Below are 17,542 nucleotides of genomic sequence, written 5' to 3' on the forward strand. Positions count from 1 at the left end.
TTGTTATTATACTTCTATTATATCAAATTAACGCGGTGAATTGTTAAAGTTTATGCAAAAAAATCAGGCTGCCGAGACTTTCTCGACAGCCTGAAAAAATCGTGGAAGACATCAAAATTGATGTCTTCCACGATTTTTCATTTCAATCACTGGGTTTTGTCCCAGCCTCTCCTGTTTATCTTTTCAAATGAACGCGGCCAATGCCCATTGCTTTTTTCGCTTTCATGAGCATTTTATTCGCTACTTTATTAGCGTGTTCTGCACCTTGATCTAAGATATCATCTAATTCTTCTGATTCGTATAGTTCGTAATAGCGCTTTTGGACCGGCTCTAAACCTTCAATAACAACTTGAGCAAGGTCTTGTTTAAATTCGCCGTATCCTTTACCAGCGTAATTTTCAGCGATTTCTTCAACTGACTCTCCTGAAAAACCAGCGTAGATATTTAATAAGTTTGAGATACCAGGTTTATCATCAGGTTTGTATTCAACCACACCTTCAGAATCAGTTACAGCACTCTTAATCTTCTTCTCAATTTGCTTAGGTTCATCCAGCATGAAAATCGTTGCTTTCTGATTATCATCTGATTTACTCATTTTACTCGTCGGTTCTTGCAATGACATAATACGAGCACCTTGTTCTGGGATATGAGGTTCAGGCACGGTTAAAATGTCGTTATGTTGGCGGTTAAAACGCTCTGCTAAATTACGTGTTAGTTCGATATGTTGTTTCTGATCTTCACCAACTGGAACAACAGTTGTGGAATATAATAAAATATCGGCTGCCATTAGTGGTGGGTAGGTTAACAGCCCTGCTGATACACCGTCCTTACCAGTGGATTTGTCTTTGTATTGTGTCATCCGTTCAAGTTCGCCAACGTATGCCACACATTGTAATAACCAAGCCATCTGTGTATGTGCAGGTACTTCTGATTGTATAAATAGTGTTGAACGCTTAGGATCAATACCAACCGATAAATAAAGGGCTGCAAGCGAACGGATTTGATCACGTAATTTTAATCGGTCTTGCGGTACTGTGATGGCGTGTTCATCAACGATACAGAAATAACACTTATAATCATCTTGCATCTGGGGAAAACGGCTAAGCGCTCCTAAATAATTTCCAATCGTTAATGAGCCACTTGGTTGAATCCCTGAAAAAATCGTACTCATATGAATCACCTCAACTATTATTAATCATAAAAAAATCCACTCTCCCAACGAAAAGGGACGAATGGAATCGCGGTGCCACCCTTGTTACCTAATTAAAGGTCACTTAAGTAAGCGATGTATCGTTCGCTATACGGAATAAATCAGCTCCCGAGGCCCCAATTTCCAACAAAACTTAACGCCTGTTCTCACTCACCAGACTCACTGTTGATAGCGGTTTAGTCTTACAATCCTCGTTCATTGCGCAATAATATGTAGTTGACTACATTATAGGCAACATCGTTCAATCCTGCAAGTTTTATTTCATCGAATGGTCACAAAAATTTAATTGAAAAAATTTATAGTTTTTCAACAAAACGTGTGTAAAACAGATTATAATAGATATATATAGAAAACATCTGGGGGAATAAATCATGAGAAGGTATCAACTTGTTGTGTTGGCGTTGTTGGGTGTCATGGCTTTTTTGTTGGTTAATCCGGTTGCGGCGGATGATGGAAGTGAATCAGAGGGAGATAAAGTATCCTTTCATCATACATATGACCATGCTTTAGAGAAAAAAGTACTTCCTGATCCTGTTCCGCGTTTTGTATATGATTCAGGTTTAGACTTTGAGTATCCAGAGAATGTACGCGGTATTTATGTGACAGGTCACTCTGCTGGTGGTGATCGATTCGATGAATTAGTGTCACTCGTGAATGATACGCCACTTAATTCGATGGTTATTGATGTTAAGGACGACCATGGAAAAGTGACGTATGAGATGAATGAGGATCACGTGGCGCACGATGTATCGGAGAATTATATTAAAGATCCACGTGCGATGCTTGAGCGTTTAGAAAAAGAAGAAATTTATCCGATTGCCCGTGTTGTCGTATTCAAAGATACAGCCTTAGCTGAGAAACGTCCAGAATGGTCATTTAAAGAAGGTGGCGACGTTTGGAAGAATGGACGGAATGAGGCGTTTGTGAATCCATTTGTTAAGGATGTTTGGGACTACAACATAGAGGTCGCTAAGGATGCTGCTGAATTAGGGTTCCAAGAAATTCAGTTTGATTATGTTCGTTTTCCAGAAGGATTTGAACATCGGGACGAAGAATTAAATTATTCTCGCGGAGATTATGATGATGCAAGCTTAGATAATGTTCGTGAACGAGTGAATGCGGTTAATGATTTCGTTGAGTATGCTTATGAAGAATTGGAAGCCTATGATATTGATGTATCTGTTGATATTTTCGGTTATACGGCAACAATTGGTGATGCACCTGGCATTGGTCAGAACTTCCTTGGCATTTCGGAAAATGTTGATGTCATTTCTTCAATGATCTATCCAAGTCATTGGACGCCATACTTTGGGATTAGTGAACCAGACCGTGAGCCATATAATCTCGTGAATGAGTATGCCAAATCAGAGAATGAGTTGTTAGGTGAATTAGAAGACGCACCAACTTCTCGACCGTGGTTGCAAGACTTTACAGCATCGTGGTTATATTCTTCAGGTAATACATTCACTTATGGAGCTGATGAAGTAACAGCTCAAATTGAAGCCTTATACGACAACGGCATTTACGAATATTTATTATGGAATGCAAATAATAACTATACAGAAGGAACAAATTTTGACCCGAAATAATGATGTGTAAGCCTTGGCAATTAATTGCCAAGGTTTTTTTTGAATGTATTTCAATAGTTCGTAAAGTTATTAAATAAGTATGGAGATTTATTTAATAACTAAAAGCAAAAATTTAAAAATCGAAGTGAATAATTTAAAAACTTACAGGGTTTAGTTCGTCATCACAGTAGCGTGATAAAGCCTAGAATAAAGCGTTTATTTTGTTTTTAAGATATTTCAACAAGCAAATTCGTTCTATTTTAATGAATGTGTACGTTTATAGCTGTATATTTAAGGGATAATCAGTTGAAGGGTAAGCAGTCGTGACAAACGGCATTTAATCTGGATTATTCTCTCTCTATGCCGTTTAACACAATTTTTCCAAAACTATATAATAAAGATTGGATATTAAACGAACGCTAAACATAACAAAACGAAGAAGGAGCAGATGTATGAACTGGTATGAAAAGTTGAATGAATACTTTCCGGTTGAAGAAATGAAATCTAAGGAACATATGGAGCGGTTATTAAAAGAAAGAAGCGATGTTTATTATAAAGAAGAAGGCGAGCACCACGTAATGATGTACGCTGAATTTGATGCCTTCATCTTTATTGATTATGTTTACGTTTCGCCAAAAGCACGAGGTCAAGGAATGGGCCAAAAACTACTTGATCAATTAAAGGAACGAAATAAGCCGATTATTTTAGAAGTTGAACCAGTTGATTACGAAGATACTGATACAGCTAAACGATTACGCTTTTATCAGCGTGAAGGGTTTGAACATGCACAATCCATCGGGTATACGCGCCGATCTTTAGCAACCAATGAACTCAATACATTAGAAATTTTGTTCTGGTCACCTGATAAGGCTTCAGAAGATATGATTTATGAACAAATGCGTACATTATATGAAGAAATTCATACTTATAAAGACGAAGAAATCTATGGTGAATCTTATCAGCCAGTTGAAGAAGTACTGACGATTGACCAAGAACAGAAAGATGACTTATTCGATGCATTGAAAGAACCTAAAGGTGTATAAAAGAAAGCAGGTCCTTAATTTTGGACCTGCTTTCTTTTATTCAGTAGTATTAGTTTTTATTATTTTAAGTGTCCTTTTGAAAGTTCTTCAAAGAGAAATTAATATGTAAATACAATGAAAAAATTCATTTACGACCATCCTACTTATAAACAAGTGTTAAAAAAGACCTATGGCATATGGCTGTTTTATGTTATACTGAATTAAAGCGAACGTATTTTCGTGTCATATCTTATAATAAGTTTATAAAAGAGTTTTTGCTTTTAATTTTGTTTATGCGACATAAAAAACATGTAATTTTTAGGTTTAAATTTGTGTAAGTCGGGAAAAACATTACTGAGGCGAAATTAAAATGTGACTTTTTGTTTACAACTAATTGAGAGCTCTTTTCAATTACATAGTTTTATTGTATACTAAAAGTACATTAGATTAGATTAATTCTAAATTTAAATCGATTTAAATCGATTTGTTTCATGTCTTAAGCCGATAAAAGGAGAGTGAATGGCATGGTAACGTTATTTACATCACCAAGTTGTACGTCTTGTCGTAAAGCGAGAGCTTGGTTAGAGGAACACGAAATTCCATTTGAAGAACGAAATATTTTCTCAGATACATTGTCCAAAGACGAAATCAAAGAGATTTTACGTATGACAGAGGATGGAACTGACGAGATTGTTTCAAAACGGTCTAAGGTATTCCAAACATTAGACGTGGGATTAGATCAAATGCCACTTAAGGATTTAATTGACTTAATTCAAGAAAATCCAGGCTTATTACGTCGTCCAATTATTATGGATGAGAAACGTCTGCAGGTCGGATATAACGAAGATGAAATTCGTCGATTCTTACCACGTAATGTACGTTCTTTCCAATTAGAAGAAGCAAAGCGTTTAGTTAATTAAGTTTACAGAGATATAAATAAAGCCGGACCTGATTTCTAAATGGTTCGGCTTTTTGTCTTTCTTATATAGCAGGCTTTCTACTGAGGTAGCCGGTTAATAATACGAGTGAAATCATTAATAGTGGCCATGTGAGGGTATGATAAGGAATACTTGTCCAAACAGCTTCGATTTTTTCTTCTTTTAAAATTAACTCTGCACTTGTATAGGCTAATAAACTTGCACCTAGATAAATCATAACAGGGTATCGTTTCATAAGCTTAAGAATAATTTGACTACCAAAGATAATGAGCGGTACAGAGACGATCAATCCGAATAAAATGAGTGCAACATTTTGATTAGCTGCAGCTGAAATAGCTAGGACATTATCAAAGCCCATCACAACATCAGCAATGATAATCGTCTTAACAGCACCAAGAAAAGTTGTTGATGATTGAATATCTGGATGATCGTGAGCATCTTGGTCGCGTAATAGCTGGGTAGCAATGTAGAATAAAAGTAGACCACCTATTAATTGGACATAGGGCATCGTTAATAAAAATATGGCAATTGTAGCAAGAATAAAACGAAAGGCAATTGCTAGTATTGTTCCGAAGACGATTGCTTTTTGTTGAAGGTGATCAGGTAGTTTTCGGCTAGCCATGGCGATTACGATTGCATTGTCGCCACCAAGAATTAAGTCGATACCGATTATAATAAATAGGGCTTTTATTATATCCCAATTTAATTCTAATAAAAATTCCATGAAAAAACCTCCTTTTTTGGCGTGACAAATAGTTCTATATGTTTTACAATTATGGATTAAATACAGAAATTCATTGTTGTTTGAATTGTGGGACAGCTTGTTTCACATACGGGCGAACATGGAATTTTGAAAAAGCTAGTCAAAAACATTTTCAAAAAAATTGGACTTAACATAAATTATGATTAAGACAAAATCTTTATGACATGATTGAAGGCGATGACTTTCGGGTATTGTTATATTAAGATAATCGGGTAAGTCCTTCCCAAGTAGTATTTAAAGGTAAGAAGGGAGAGGAAAAACAATGGAAATAGAAAGAATTAATGAAAACACATTAAAATTTTATATATCATATCAAGATATTGAAGAGCGCGGTTTCACACGTGAAGATATTTGGTATAACAGGGAAAAAGGCGAAGAATTATTCTGGGATATGATGGATGAAGTAAATGATCATGAAGACTTCAGTGTTGATGGTCCATTATGGATTCAAGTTCAAGCAATGGATAAAGGATTAGAAATTGTTGTAACTAAGGCACAGATTTCTAAAGATGGTAACAAGTTAGAATTACCAGATGCTGATGATCCAAATGGTCAAGGTGTAACACACGAGTTAGAGAATTTTATGGACCAAAGTTTCTCAAAAGATTCAAAAGCATCAAACGAGAACAAAGGTCAGAAGAAAAAGAAGAAAAAACATCTTGATGATGATTTAACATTAATGGTCACATTTAATGACATTGAAGATGCTATTTCACTAAGTCAATCAGTTCAGGATACGCGCTTTGTAACAGATCGACTATTTGCATTTGACGATCAATATTTCATTCATGTCGGCTTTCCAAATGGCTTCTTAAGTGAAGATGAGCAGGAAGATTATATCAGTCGTCTGCTTGAATTTGGTGAAGAATCCGCGATGACGAAACACTATCTAACAGAATATGGTGTAGAAATCTTTGAAGATGATGCTATGAAGCAGTTGAGAACACATTTTTAATAACTATAAAGCAAGCTTGTAAGTAGGCAAGCTTGCTTTTTTAATTTATAAGTCATGAAGGCGATATGAATTAAATCTTGTAATTTCAAACGACGGCTTCCTGACATTGGTCAAAAAAAGTTTAATCGAACGAAAAAGAGGTTATCTCTTAAATATAAGAAAAATGTATCTAATGTTAGGCGTTATTGTTTTTATTTTCAATCGACAAAAAATTTGTTCGGTTGAAAAAATGTGACAAATTTTGTACGCTAAGATTATTAACATAACATTGGGATGTACTTGAGGGGAAAAAGAGAGGCTTTGACGATATGTTGAAATGGATTCAAGTGCTGGTATTTACTGTGATTGTATTTGCAACTGGGTATTTGTCTTACGTAATTTGGGAAGGTCGAATTATTACGACGTTCTCTCTTTTTGTGACGATATCAGCAGTTTTAATCGGATTTATGATTTTTATTGAAAATCGCCAGCCTTCTCAGACAATTAATTGGATTCTTGTATTTGCAGCGTTTCCTGTACTAGGGTTCTTTTTCTACTTAATTTTTGGTCGTAACTATAAGAAGAGAAAACGTTACGATGAAAAGCAAGAACAGGACGAGGAAGCGTTTAACAAAATTGAAGGGCATCGACCTATTCAAGAAGAAGATCTCAACCAAATGGGCGATCATCAGAAGATGTTCTTCCGTCTAGCACATGAACTAGGAAATTCACCTGTTTCTTTCAATTCGAAAACCCAGGTGTTAACGAATGGGGCTGAGAAGTTTCCAGCTATTTTAGAAGCTTTAAAAAAAGCGAGGCACCATATACATTTAGAGTATTACATTGTTAGACATGATGAGATTGGTCAAGAGATAAAAAACGTGTTAATTGAGAAGGCCAAAGAAGGTGTGGAAGTACGCTTTCTTTTTGACGCTGTTGGAAGTTGGCGTTTGTCGGATGGCTTTAAACAAGATTTACGAGATGCGGGTGTTAAACTTAAAGCATTTGCTCCAGTAAGATTACCTTTTATCGGAAGCCGAATTAACTTTAGAAATCACCGCAAAATTATTGTGGTTGATGGGGAACAAGGTTTCATGGGTGGACTGAATATTGGTGATGAATATTTAGGACGTAATGCACATTTTGGCGAATGGCGTGATACGCATTTATTCGTTCGTGGAGAAGCGGTTAGAACGTTACAGTTGATCTTTTTACAAGATTGGTATTATGAGACGAATGAACATTTGTTAACGCAAGATTATCTTTCACCAGAAGTTGTAATTACACATAGTGAAGCTGGCGGTATTCAGTTAATTGCTGACGGTCCAGATACTCAATGGGAAAACATAAAGAAATTATATTTCTCCATGATTATTTCAGCGAAAAAGTCGATTTGGATTGCTTCGCCATATTTTATACCTGATGATGATATTTTAACCGCAATGAAAGTAGCTAGTTTAAGTGGAGTGGATGTGCGCTTAATGATGCCAAGTGTACCTGATAAAAGAATTGTTTATCATGCTTCACGCTCTTATTATCCAGAATTGATGGAAGCTGGAGTGAAGGTTTATGAGTATAGCCGAGGTTTCTTGCATAGTAAGGTTATCATTGTTGATGAAGAGTTAGCCTCAATTGGAACATCGAACATGGATATGCGAAGTTTCCACTTAAATTTTGAAGTCAATGCCTTTTTATTCCGTACAGATAGCACTGCAAAGTTAGTAGAAGATTTCCGTCAAGATTTTGATGAGTCACGAGAAATCGATCCAAATTCGTTTAATAAACGTTCAATTTTTATTCGAGTAATGGAATCATTCTTTCGCTTATTGTCACCACTGTTATAAGGCAGTGGTGATAAGTGTTAGATGTAAATTAAGGGGAGATGCCTATTGTTAAAAGCAATCAATAAAAACAATCAATCCGTCATTGCATTTAGCCAGTCTAAAGAAAGGCTAGACCAATTGCGACATGAACCATTATTTTGTCCTGCTTGTCAAAAACCAGTCATCTTAAAAGCTGGTTCAATTAATATTCCTCATTTTGCTCACGATTCCGATCTCCCATGTTCATACGGGAAAGGTGAATCTGAAACCCACCTTCGTGGAAAAATGCATATAGCTACGTGGCTACACCGACAAAGTTATCCTGTTTATTTGGAACAATACATTCCGCCCATTGATCGTAGAGCAGATGTGTTAACAAAAATAAACGATACGTACATTGCGTTTGAATACCAGTGTTCACCGATAGAACCTGAAGAATTACGTGTTCGTACGGAAGATTATATGAAACAAGGCATTGTGTGTATTTGGATATTCGGTCCAAATTTTCATAAGCCTTACCAAGCGTCATTTTACCGAGTAGCACCTGCAATTCGCGTCTCACTATTGCACCACCCCTATGCTAAGACACCTCGTTTTTTTACTTATAACCCAACGAATTATACGCTACACTTACATGAACCTAACTTTGTCCATCAACATAATGCTTTTACCACAACTCGAAGTGATAGGGTTACGAACTGGACGATTCCCCAGATTTTCGCTTCTAAAGCTTCTCAATCAACTAATCTCCAACAATGGTTATTTCAAAAAAAGCGTTTTCGTTCTAAACAGCGGCAATTCGCTTCCAAAATTGAAGAAGACTATATGAACTATTTATACACTCATTCACTTCATCCTCAGTTTTTACCTTCCTGTATTTATTTACCCGTTGCAAATTATCACCTAGATCAGACACCAGTTTATATTTGGCAAACATCGTTTATAATCGATCTTTTTAATGAATTAGAACAGGGAGATGAACTGAATTGGTATGATGTTTATGATATGATGCGGGTCTTTTTTCAAAATCGTCTCACTGCAGCTTATCCAACTTCATTTCGCCATCCTCTTTATAGTTACTTAGACACACTCGTTTCGCTTGATTTATTAGAAAAACGGAGCCCTAGCCATTTTGTTAAGAAAGCAGATGTGATTTTTCCTAAAACGTTAGATGAAGCGCTAGAACAAGATGAGGCAACACTTAATCAACTTTTTAACTGTATGCCGAATGAAAAAGTTAAGTAGTTTGTTTTACATTCTGATGTAACTTTTATAAAATAGTGAATTGTAAGAAAAATTACGATTGCGGGAGGTTACATAATGGCGAAGGAGATCAAAACGAGAGAGGAAGTCCCAACTGAATTGACTTGGGATTTGGAAGCCATTTTTAAAACGGATGAAGCTTGGGAAGAAGCGCTACAAGCTTTACATGATGAATTACCTAAGATTACAGCATATAAAGGGAAAATCGCTGAGTCATCTGATAATTTATTAGCGGTTTTACAACTAGAAGATGATTTTCAAACACGTTTACAAAAAGTATTTGTCTATTCACACATGCGTTCAGATCAAGATACAGCGAATAGTAAGTATCAGGACCAAGATGCACGGGCAACGTCACTTGTTACGCAAGTTATGAGTACGTTTAGCTATGTAACACCTGAAATATTGGCCATGGATGATGCGACAATTGAAAAGTTTATTGCTGAGAATGATGAACTGAAGCATTATGAGAAGACACTGCGTGACATTATGAAATCTCGACCTCATGTTTTATCAGAGAAAGAAGAATCACTATTAGCAGAAGTCTCTGAGGTCACACAGACCCCTGGGAATGCGTTTGGTATGTTAAACAATGCAGATATCGAATTTCCAACGATTACGGATGAGAATGGGGAAGAGACGCAATTATCGCATGGACGTTTTCGTGACTTTTTAGACTCAAAAGATCGCAATGTCCGAAAACAAGCATTTGATGCAATGTACGATACGTTTGGTCAGTACCAAAATACGTTTTCAGCGACATTAAGTGGGCAAGTAAAGAAGGCAAACTTCTTTGCGAAGGCGCGTAATTATAATTCAGCACGAGAAGCGGCGTTAGACAAGAATAATATTTCAGAACAAGTTTATGATAATTTACTTGAAGCGATTAATGATCGTTTACCGTCACTTCATCGTTACATGAAATTGAAAAAGCGTATGCTTGAAGTAGATGAGTTACACATGTATGACATCTATACACCGCTTGTTGATGAGAAAATGGATGTGACGATTGAAGAAGCAAAGGATTGGGTTCTTAAAGGCTTAGCTCCGTTAGGGGAAGAGTACACCTCCATTGTTCAAAAAGGTTATAACGAACGTTGGATCGATTGGCTTGAGACAAAAGGTAAACGCAGTGGCGCTTACTCATCTGGTGGTTATTTAACTAATCCGTATATCTTGATGAATTGGCAGGATAATGTGGATAATTTATTTACTTTGGCTCATGAGTTGGGTCATTCATTACACAGTTATTATACACATCAGAATCAAGCACCGCGTTATGGTAACTATTCTATTTTTGTGGCTGAAGTTGCTTCAACAACTAATGAGGCGTTGTTGAATGACTATATGCTTAAGACGCTTGATAGTAAACAAAAGAAACTTTATTTGCTTAATAATTTCTTAGAAGGTTTCCGTGGAACTGTATTCCGTCAGACGATGTTTGCAGAGTTTGAACATGAAATTCATCAACGCGAGCAACAAGGTGAAGCGCTGACAGCTGAAAAATTAACCGATATTTATTATAAACTTAACCAAAAGTATTTCGGTGACGATGTTCATGTTGATGAAAAGATCGGGCTTGAATGGGCTCGTATTCCGCATTTTTATATGGGATATTACGTCTATCAATATGCAACAGGTTATTCAGCGGCGACAGCTTTAGCCGCTAAGATATTAGAAGAAGGGGACCCAGCTGTTGAGAAATTCAAAGACTTCTTGAAAGCAGGAAGCAGCGAAGACCCTATTGATGTATTGAAGAAAGCTGGCGTGGATATGACAGAGAAGGCGCCAATTTTAGAAGCATTAGATGTATTTGATGCCAAATTAGATGAATTTGAAGCATTATTAAATGAATAATAAAAAATGCAGGCGGTTTAATCCCGCCTGCATTTTTTATGGTTTCTACGGATTGTTTAATAATGTGAACACATTATTAAACAATGTTTCAAGTTTATCGAACAATCCTACAAGTTTATTAAACAGTTGAAGAGGATTGTTTAACAATTTCATGTGATTATTTCAAAATCGTTTGCGGAATGAATTTTTTTGGGTGAATGAGGCAATAAATAGAAATAGTACCAAAAACAGAAGCGGCATGCTGATCAAACGTGGGATTAATTGCATCATGCCGAGTGTATTCAATAAAAAAGCACCTATAATCAGTATCAACCAAAAGAGGAGTCGGATTATCATCATCATCGCTTCCTTTTTTGATACTCATCATATGGTGCTTTTCCATAAGTTATGCCTAATTTGATTCAATGTACTTCCAAAATGTGCCGTATTTGACGGGGATACGTTCGACTTTACGCGTAAGTTGGAGTTTCTTTAATTCGCGTTCTGTTTTCTCTTCGCTCCAATCAAATACAACCGCAATTTCTTTCGAGGCGACAAATTTAAAGTGAGATAAGAAATCAATGAGTGCAGGTTTAACGGTTGGACGTGCTGCACGCCCCATCACTTCAAATAAAGCCTTCACATAAGAATCATAATCGTAGATTCCAGACACTTTCAAACCGTCCTCGGTTTCTTCCTGATTGAAGAAAACAATGGATGGTGTCTGGTCAACACCCATTTCTTGTGCTACGTGAAGATCACATTTTAACGCTTTTTTTGCAGTATTTGAATATAAATCATGGTAAAACTCATCTACATCCAAATTGACTTTATCAGCAACTTCCAATAAAACGGCTTCATCTGAAACGTTTTGTTGGTCTAAGAATAAATACTCGCGTAATTTTCGTAAAAAATCCGTGCTTAGTCGGTGTCCCTGTAATTCAGCTGCTTTGATCGCAAGCGATGTTAATAACGGGGAGGAAACAGGATTATTATTTGAGATAGCTTCATCACAATTCATGCCAGTTCGTTGTGATAGTTTTCGCCACGAATACTGAATGTTATCAGAACGGTTAAGTGACGAAATATTCATTTCAGTCGATTTACCCGTAATAATGGTTCTTAATTTGAAATAACAACCGTATTCCATCGCTAATTTTTTGATATAAGGCTCGAACGACCAACATTCTGGACATAATGGGTCGACAAAAAAGTATATTTCGACGGGTTTATTAAGTAAGTTACAGAAGTCAATTTGGGAATTATCATTCGATGCAAGATTGTTCATGACATTCGCTGTTTGATCCACCACATCGATTCCCCTTTCGCTCTCTCTATTCCGGTGTGTTCATCATATGATTTGCTGTCATCGTTAAACGCTCAAAAATCGAGCTTCGATAAGGTTCTTCTATTTCAGCTTCTTCCAAAGCGGCTTCCATACAACTGAGCCAAGCATCACGTCTCGTCGGTGTAATGGTAAAATACATGTGACGTGCGCGAAGCATCGGATGGCCATGTTCTTGAATATATAGTTGAGGGCCACCGAAAAATTGGGTTAAAAATTGTTTTTGCTTGCGTTTCGTTTCAGTTAAATCGTCTGGAAAAATGGGTGTTAAGTCCGGATGTTTGGCAACACGTTTATAAAACGCATCGACAATTCGTTGGACTGCATCTTCTCCTCCAATGGCTTCGTAAATGTTGCCTTGTTGGTGTGCCATAGAAATCCCTCTCTTTTTCAATATTGTAGCAACGTCGACGCTTCATATCAATTAATACGACTAGTTAACGCTTTGAAAAAACCTGGCAATTTTGTTCGGTGTATGGCGTTCAGGAATATTAAATTGACTTAATAGATTGTGAAAATATGCTTGACCTTGATCCATACTAGGGGCCTCAACCTCTAGTTCATAATCAGTCATGCCGTTGTATTCACTGTAATCGAGGACAAGGATTATGTTATGATCTTGCCGTTCATATCGATAGGTCGTAAGCTGACCTTTATAACGAATATCCGTCTCTTCTATTCCAATAGTGTTTAACTGCTGACGGATATTGTCACCTAAAGTGATTTCATCCTGACACCATGCTTTAAATTGCTCTTCTGTTAAGGTGTCATGCGTTTCTAGCAAACCATTTTCGACAGGCTGTTTTAACGTTGCAACATAAGCATCTGTTTTCTCACGAATACGGAGAGCTGCACCTTGTTGTTTTAAGCGAAAATCATTCGTTTCAAAATAGTGATTCACTTGTCTTATAGGTTCTAAATCACTCATATAATGAGCAACTAAATTGTTATATTCATCGCGTTCGAGTAGATTTTTAAATTCAATTTCGATTTCTTGCATAGCTTGTTCACCTCGCTTAACACTAATTTTCATTATGACGGATAAATTTGTTAGATTCAACGATTATGGCTCCTGCCAAATTATGATACAATATAGATGATTAGGACATCATGGAAAGTGGGGGAAACACGTTGAAATGGGATATATTTTTAGCGCCATACAGTCAAGCCGTTGATGAGTTGAAGATTAAATTAAAAGGTATGCGGAAGCAATTCGACTATGAATCCAGACATTCTCCCATCGAGTTTGTGACAGGTCGGGTTAAGCCGATCACGAGTATCGTCGATAAAGCCAAACGGCGTGAAATCCCGATTCCTAAAATTGAAGAAGAAGTTCAAGATATAGCGGGCTTAAGAGTTGTTTGTCCGTTTGTTGATGATATATATGAAGTCGTCGAAATGATTCGTGCACGACAAGACTTTGAAATTGCCGAAGAGAAAGATTACATAGAGAAAAACAAGGAGAGTGGTTACCGCTCATATCACGTGATCATCCGATATCCAGTTGAAACGATTCACGGTGAACGTAAAATCTTAGCAGAAATCCAAATTCGAACATTAGCCATGAATTTTTGGGCAATAAACGAACATTCATTGAACTATAAATATTCAGGCCAAATACCTGAGGATGTTACAACACGATTACGCAATGCTGCTGAAGCGGCTTTCCGTTTAGATGAAGAAATGTCGAAAATCAGACAAGAGATTCGCGAAGCACAGGAATATTTCAGAAGAACGAAAGAATAATCAGTCGTTGCTAAATTAAAAGGTGGGATCAATGTGAAATTTGCAGTACAAAGCCGAGGCGATCAAACATCAAAGGAACTTGAGTCAAAATTTAAGAGTTACTTATCTGAGTTTAATTTAGAATACAATGAAGAGGAACCAGATCTCGTCATCTCAATCGGAGGCGACGGAACGTTACTTGAAGCGTTTCATAGTTATGTTCATCGTCTTGATAAAACAGCTTTTATCGGGGTTCATACAGGGCATCTCGGTTTCTATGCAGATTGGGTACCAGAAGAGTTAGAAAAATTAATTATTGAGATAGCTCGGACACCGTTTCAAGTTGTTGAGTATCCATTATTAGAATTAACCATTCGTCCAGCTGATTATGATGCTGAGCATTGTTATTTAGCTTTAAATGAAGTTTCTGTAAAGACAGCAGAAGGATCGGTCGTATTAGACGTTGAAATTAAAGGGGAGCATTTCGAAACATTCCGTGGTGACGGCTTATGTATTTCGACACCATCTGGTTCAACAGCTTATAATAAGGCATTAGGTGGTGCGATTATCCATCCGTCACTTGAGGCTTTTCAAATTACGGAGATGGCATCCATTAACAATCGTGTGTTCCGTACGGTAGGTTCACCTCTGATTTTACCGAAACATCATACAGCAGTTATGAAACCTAAAAGTGAACGTAACTTTTTAATAACGATTGATCATTTAACCATGACATTCAATCAAGTGCACAGTATTCAGTGTCGTGTTTCGAAGGAAAAAGTAAGATTTGCGCGATTCCGCCCATTCCCGTTCTGGAGTCGTGTCCATGATTCATTTATTTCGGATGAGAGTACAGAGTTTTAGGTGAGTTATTATGGAATTTAGATGGACAATCGAATCAACTTATGATGATTGGCTCGTACGTGATTATTTAAAGCATGTGCGAGCTTTTTCGGGTCAACTCATAAAAGCTATGAAACAATCGGGCGTCATCGAAGTTAACGGTGAAATGGCCACAATAGCGGACCGTCTTAATCACAAGGATGTACTTAAGGTCGTTTTGCCTAAAGAACAGCGAAGTGAAGCATTTCAGCCGAAACAGGAGCCGCTAAGTATCGTGTACGAAGATAAACATGTTTTGGTCGTTAATAAAGAGCGGGGCAATGCTGTAACCCCCAATATGAATGATGAAGCAGGTGTCACCTTAATTGAAGCTGTTCTGGGCTATTTTGATAGACAAGGGCTTGATGCAACAGGACATGTCGTCACGCGATTAGATCGATATACATCGGGACTCGTTTTGGTCGCGAAACATCGCTATAGTCATCATTTAATGCAACAAGTGAGTATAGACAGGTGGTATGAGGGAGTTATTGAAGGTTCTTTGTCTGGGTCAGGGACTCTTAAATGGCCCATTGCACGCCATTTGCCATCGATTATTGAGCGGAAGGTAAGTGAAGACGGTCAACCAGCAGTGACGCATTACCGAGTTAAATTGGCGGAGCATGATCGCACGTTAGTTGAGCTGAAGTTAGAAACAGGACGAACCCATCAAATTCGTGTTCATATGGCGCATTTAGGTTATCCATTAATTGGCGATGACCTTTATGGTAGTGAATCACATGATTTAGTGGGGCAAGCACTTCATTGTAAGTGGTTAAAATTTATCCATCCTATTTCGGGTCAAGAGATTACAGCGTATGCGAAAACACCACATGAATTAATCGAACTATTATAAAAAGCCAGGTGCAATGTTGCACCTGGCTATTCTGTTTCGAACATATAATCTTTTTTACGTGAATGGATATTCAAGACAATTCCAATGGCTGCCATATAGACCAGTAAAGATGTACCACCGTAACTCAGGAATGGTAGTGGTAAACCTGTTAGTGGTAAGAGTTGAACGGACATGCCAATGTTTTGGAAAATTTGATAAAAGAACATGCCGACAAAGCCGACTGCTAAATAAGTACCGAATGGATCGCGACAATCAAGTGCAATTTGAATAATCCGATAGATTAATAGGAAATACAAAATAATGACGACACTTGAACCGATGAAACCGAATTGTTCGGCTATAGCGGTGAAGATCATGTCTGAATGCTGTTCAGGAATTGATAGCTGAAAATTACCTAGTCCTTTGCCAAATAATTCGCCAGAGCCAATTGCAAGCATGGAGCGGATGGACTGCATGCCTGAACCGTCTTCATACAAATGTGGGTTCTGCCAAGCTTGTATACGGTATACAGCGTGTCTGAATGGGGTATCCATCCAGAAGTTGACGAATTGTTCTGTAAACATTAAGTATACTACGACTAAAATGCCACTGAACACCGCTAAAATCCCAATTAATGAGAAAATGAAACGCCAGCGAATTCCAGATATTAAGATAAGAAAACCCGCAATTGAAAGGATAACCATACCTGATCCCAAGTCAGGTTGCATAACAATAAGGACAAGAGGAGGTATGGTTAAACCTAAAATCTTGCTTAGTAAAATAGAATCATATTTTAAATTTTTGTAAGTCCATTGTTCATTATGTGACGTAATGACATGTGCTAACGTAATGACTAGAAAAACTTTCATAAATTCAGATGGTTGTAGGGAACCGACTGGTAACTGATACCAGCTGTAAGAACCGTTAATTTCCACAGCAAAAACAAATAGCCCGGCAAGCATAGCAACACCTAAAAAATAAAGAGGCCAAGCTAGTTTACGATAAAAGTCAAAATCCAGTAACATAATCGCCGCAATCCCTATTCCGCCAATCACGAACCATGTTATCTGTTGTATATAAAAATCGATATTTGATAAATCCCCTCGCAAATGGGGCTGTAATACATAAAGCGTTGTAATTCCGATCGCAATGAGACTTACCATTACGAATAGTAGGAATGTATCGAGTTTTTTGTCGTTTCCGTAGTTCTCCATGGATGGTACTCCTTTAATGTTATCATCTATTCTATTTTCAAGTATTTGACGGGATTCGTCAATGTGCAGTCTTTAACAGTTTATGAACGTTTTAGTATAATCAGAGAAAATGATTGTAAGCTGAGCGTTTTTTTTATAAAATAGTAGCAGGTACTAATAATAAATCATAAATTTATGACTGATC

The 17,542-nt window shown here is 37.1% G+C and carries 17 protein-coding genes; 10 read left to right on the forward strand and 7 right to left on the reverse strand.

Features of this window, described 5'->3' with window-relative positions:
* Positions 1 to 175 precede the first annotated feature (175 nt).
* Positions 176 to 1,171 carry a tryptophan--tRNA ligase gene (trpS, locus tag FHR85_RS12775; RefSeq protein WP_167263878.1) on the reverse strand — a complete coding sequence of 332 codons (996 nt, stop codon included), beginning with the start codon at positions 1,169 to 1,171 and terminating at the stop codon, positions 176 to 178.
* A 410-nt stretch (positions 1,172 to 1,581) separates the two neighbouring features.
* On the opposite strand from trpS, the gene FHR85_RS12780 reads away from it, so the two are divergent.
* From FHR85_RS12780 to spxA, 3 genes are all read left to right on the forward strand, one after another.
* A complete protein-coding gene (locus FHR85_RS12780; RefSeq protein WP_167263880.1) occupies positions 1,582 to 2,799 on the forward strand; it encodes a putative glycoside hydrolase in 1,218 nt (405 codons plus the stop codon).
* 431 nt (positions 2,800 to 3,230) lie between these two features.
* Entirely contained in the window at positions 3,231 to 3,821 is a 591-nt protein-coding gene (locus FHR85_RS12785; RefSeq protein ID WP_167263882.1) for a GNAT family N-acetyltransferase, read from the forward strand.
* A 503-nt stretch (positions 3,822 to 4,324) separates the two neighbouring features.
* Positions 4,325 to 4,720 carry a transcriptional regulator SpxA gene (gene spxA, locus FHR85_RS12790; RefSeq protein WP_167263884.1) on the forward strand — a complete coding sequence of 132 codons (396 nt, stop codon included), beginning with the start codon at positions 4,325 to 4,327 and terminating at the stop codon, positions 4,718 to 4,720.
* Between the two features lie 61 nt (positions 4,721 to 4,781).
* On the opposite strand, the gene FHR85_RS12795 is transcribed toward spxA, so the two are convergent.
* The gene (locus tag FHR85_RS12795) at positions 4,782 to 5,462 is read right to left on the reverse strand and encodes a TerC family protein (protein WP_167263886.1); all 681 of its coding nucleotides are present in this window, start codon (positions 5,460 to 5,462) and stop codon (positions 4,782 to 4,784) included.
* Positions 5,463 to 5,763: 301 nt separating this feature from the next.
* Between FHR85_RS12795 and mecA the strand changes: the two genes are divergently transcribed.
* From mecA to pepF, 4 genes are all read left to right on the forward strand, one after another.
* The gene (gene mecA / locus FHR85_RS12800; RefSeq protein ID WP_167263888.1) at positions 5,764 to 6,456 is read left to right on the forward strand and encodes an adaptor protein MecA; all 693 of its coding nucleotides are present in this window, start codon (positions 5,764 to 5,766) and stop codon (positions 6,454 to 6,456) included.
* A 308-nt stretch (positions 6,457 to 6,764) separates the two neighbouring features.
* On the forward strand, positions 6,765 to 8,279 hold the full coding sequence (cls, locus tag FHR85_RS12805) for a cardiolipin synthase (RefSeq protein WP_167263890.1): 1,515 nt from the start codon (positions 6,765 to 6,767) through the stop codon (positions 8,277 to 8,279).
* 45 nt (positions 8,280 to 8,324) lie between these two features.
* Positions 8,325 to 9,503: a competence protein CoiA gene (locus FHR85_RS12810; RefSeq protein ID WP_167263892.1), complete on the forward strand. Its 1,179-nt coding sequence runs from the start codon at positions 8,325 to 8,327 to the stop codon at positions 9,501 to 9,503.
* Positions 9,504 to 9,578: 75 nt separating this feature from the next.
* Positions 9,579 to 11,378 carry an oligoendopeptidase F gene (pepF, locus tag FHR85_RS12815; protein WP_167263894.1) on the forward strand — a complete coding sequence of 600 codons (1,800 nt, stop codon included), beginning with the start codon at positions 9,579 to 9,581 and terminating at the stop codon, positions 11,376 to 11,378.
* 157 nt (positions 11,379 to 11,535) lie between these two features.
* Here the strand turns inward: pepF and FHR85_RS12820 are convergent, their stop codons facing one another.
* Genes FHR85_RS12820 through FHR85_RS12835 form a run of 4 tightly spaced genes read right to left on the reverse strand, consistent with a single transcriptional unit; the run spans position 11,536 to position 13,762 of the window.
* Complete coding sequence (locus tag FHR85_RS12820) at positions 11,536 to 11,760, reverse strand: hypothetical protein (protein ID WP_167263896.1); 225 nt, start codon at positions 11,758 to 11,760, stop codon at positions 11,536 to 11,538.
* 9 nt (positions 11,761 to 11,769) lie between these two features.
* A complete protein-coding gene (locus tag FHR85_RS12825) occupies positions 11,770 to 12,669 on the reverse strand; it encodes a ClpXP adapter SpxH family protein (RefSeq protein WP_341770978.1) in 900 nt (299 codons plus the stop codon).
* Positions 12,670 to 12,691: 22 nt separating this feature from the next.
* Entirely contained in the window at positions 12,692 to 13,075 is a 384-nt protein-coding gene (locus FHR85_RS12830; protein ID WP_167263898.1) for a globin domain-containing protein, read from the reverse strand.
* A gap of 60 nt (positions 13,076 to 13,135) precedes the next feature.
* Positions 13,136 to 13,762, reverse strand: coding sequence for a CYTH domain-containing protein (locus FHR85_RS12835; RefSeq protein ID WP_243864250.1), 627 nt, complete (start codon positions 13,760 to 13,762; stop codon positions 13,136 to 13,138).
* 50 nt (positions 13,763 to 13,812) lie between these two features.
* Here FHR85_RS12835 and yjbM point away from each other — a divergent pair, with 50 nt between their 5' ends.
* The 3 genes from yjbM to FHR85_RS12850 are packed head-to-tail and all read left to right on the forward strand — an operon-like array spanning position 13,813 to position 16,165.
* On the forward strand, positions 13,813 to 14,448 hold the full coding sequence (yjbM, locus tag FHR85_RS12840) for a GTP diphosphokinase (protein WP_167263900.1): 636 nt from the start codon (positions 13,813 to 13,815) through the stop codon (positions 14,446 to 14,448).
* Positions 14,449 to 14,481: 33 nt separating this feature from the next.
* Positions 14,482 to 15,291 (forward strand): NAD kinase, encoded by an 810-nt coding sequence (locus FHR85_RS12845; RefSeq protein WP_167263902.1) that lies wholly within the window; start codon positions 14,482 to 14,484, stop codon positions 15,289 to 15,291.
* 10 nt (positions 15,292 to 15,301) lie between these two features.
* On the forward strand, positions 15,302 to 16,165 hold the full coding sequence (locus tag FHR85_RS12850; protein ID WP_167263904.1) for an RluA family pseudouridine synthase: 864 nt from the start codon (positions 15,302 to 15,304) through the stop codon (positions 16,163 to 16,165).
* Between the two features lie 26 nt (positions 16,166 to 16,191).
* Here the strand turns inward: FHR85_RS12850 and FHR85_RS12855 are convergent, their stop codons facing one another.
* Entirely contained in the window at positions 16,192 to 17,358 is a 1,167-nt protein-coding gene (locus FHR85_RS12855) for an FtsW/RodA/SpoVE family cell cycle protein (protein WP_167263906.1), read from the reverse strand.
* Between the last annotated feature and the right edge of the window lie 184 nt (positions 17,359 to 17,542).

Source organism: Alkalibacillus almallahensis (assembly GCF_011761495.1).
GTDB lineage: Bacteria > Bacillota > Bacilli > Bacillales > Alkalibacillaceae > Alkalibacillus > Alkalibacillus almallahensis.